4 protein-coding genes are annotated in these 1679 nt (G+C 59.4%); all 4 read left to right on the plus strand.

Translation table 11 applies throughout. The features are described from left to right. Positions 1-487 precede the first annotated feature (487 nt). A complete protein-coding gene (gene rpmH, locus C5O18_RS09175) occupies positions 488-622 on the plus strand; it encodes a 50S ribosomal protein L34 (RefSeq protein ID WP_105193308.1) in 135 nt (44 codons plus the stop codon). A gap of 20 nt (positions 623-642) precedes the next feature. After that, positions 643-1035: a ribonuclease P protein component gene (rnpA, locus tag C5O18_RS09180; protein WP_105193310.1), complete on the plus strand. Its 393-nt coding sequence runs from the start codon at positions 643-645 to the stop codon at positions 1033-1035. Beyond that, positions 1032-1298 (plus strand): membrane protein insertion efficiency factor YidD, encoded by a 267-nt coding sequence (gene yidD / locus C5O18_RS09185; RefSeq protein WP_105193312.1) that lies wholly within the window; start codon positions 1032-1034, stop codon positions 1296-1298. The genes rnpA and yidD overlap by 4 nt, the downstream gene beginning before the upstream one ends. A 3-nt stretch (positions 1299-1301) precedes the next feature. Beyond that, positions 1302-1679, plus strand: a 378-nt coding sequence (gene yidC, locus C5O18_RS09190; RefSeq protein WP_146089326.1) for a membrane protein insertase YidC, incomplete at its 3' end; no start/stop codon positions are given.

Genomic DNA, 1679 nt, shown 5'->3' on the forward strand with positions numbered 1-1679 from the left:
ACTTCTGTGGATAACTGACAGGGTCAAACTTGTCCACAATCGTCCACAGGAAACACAGCGAGCGCCGAGGGCATCTTCAAACAACTTTCATGTCAATGCAAGTTCATGTTTATAAATATAAAAAATGACTTGTCCACAGAAACGGCCGAACACCATATAAACCATTACCGCTCTTTAAATCTTTCTTGTGAGTATTAGGACAACGAGCAGCCCGAATCCTCATCGCGTCTGTGCACAATCGTGAAACCGTGGAACAGGGCAGGACCTCATCTGCAAGTGACAGGAGACAGGTGCATATTCCGGGGAATGCGCTATAGTTCCGAAACAAGGTACGCAGAACCGGTGGCTGCATCATCAGGATCACCAGTCCGCGACAGCGAAGCGGCGTGATCCTCGGTCAGCGAATTCGATTGACAGCGACTGGTCATTTACTTACCATCTCGCACCTTTCCGCCCGCATGGGCCTGTTCAGCATCGGATTACGGTCATGAAGCGCACTTTCCAACCCAGCACCATCAAGCAGAAGCGCACCCACGGTTTCCGCGCCCGCATGGCGACCAAGAACGGCCGTCAGGTCCTGGCTCGCCGTCGCGCCAAGGGCCGCAAGCGTCTGACCGTCTGAACCCGGCTGCCTGAAAGCAGGTGACCGGCAAGCGCTATCCGCGATCCCTGAGGCTGCTGACACCAGCGGACTTCAAGCGGGTCATGGATGGCGCCGTGTTCAAGGCCAGCCAGGGCAGCTTTCTGCTGCTGGCCAGACCGTCCGAAAGCGGCAACAGCCGCATCGGCTTCATCATTGCGAAGAAGAAGGTCCGCCTGGCTGTTGATCGCAACCGCATCAAGCGGTGTGTCCGCGATGATTTCCGGCTCATGAACAGCGAACTGCCCGCCATGGATATCGTTTTCCTGGCCCGTCAGGATCTGTCCGTGATCGACAACATGACCCTGCACGACAACTGTCGCGACGCTCTGCGCAAGCTGGCGCGCAAGGCACGTCAGCAGCCGTCGCAGGAATCGCCGCCCCAGCCGTCATGAAACAGATCGCCCTGCTGCCGATCCGCTTCTACCGCTATGCCATCAGTCCCATGATGGCGCCTCACTGCCGTTTCCACCCCAGCTGCTCGGCCTATGCCGAGGAAGCCATTCATCGTTTTGGCGTGGTGCAAGGCGGATGGCTGGCAACAAAACGTCTCGCGAGGTGTCATCCGGGGCATCCCGGCGGTTATGATCCGGTGCCCGAGACGTTGACGCCCGGTTCAACCCATACCCCTGGTTCAAGCAACCGACAGGACCCGTAAAGCATGGAACTCCGTCGCACCGTGATTCTGATCGCACTGGCCGTGGTCAGCTATTTCCTCTTCCTGAACTGGCAGCAGGACTACGCGCCCAAGCCTGAAGCGGCGCCGGTCGCCGAAGAGCAAGCCGTCGCCGTGGACAATCCGGCAGTGACCGCGGGTGCAGCGGCTTCCGTCGATGTACCCCAGGCCGTGGCCACCACGCCGGCAGCCAGCGATGTTCCGGTTGCCGTCACGCCGCCGTCGCAGGCCCTCGCCGAAACCGCCAAGGTTTCCGCCGAGCGCGGCACAGGTGGCGTGGTGCGTGTCAGCACCGATGTGCTCAACGTCGATATCGACATCAATGGCGGCGACATTGTCCGCGTCGCGCTGCCTGCCTTCACC

This window comes from Amnimonas aquatica (assembly GCF_002943415.1).
Classification (GTDB): Bacteria; Pseudomonadota; Gammaproteobacteria; order Pseudomonadales; family Moraxellaceae; genus Perlucidibaca; species Perlucidibaca aquatica_A.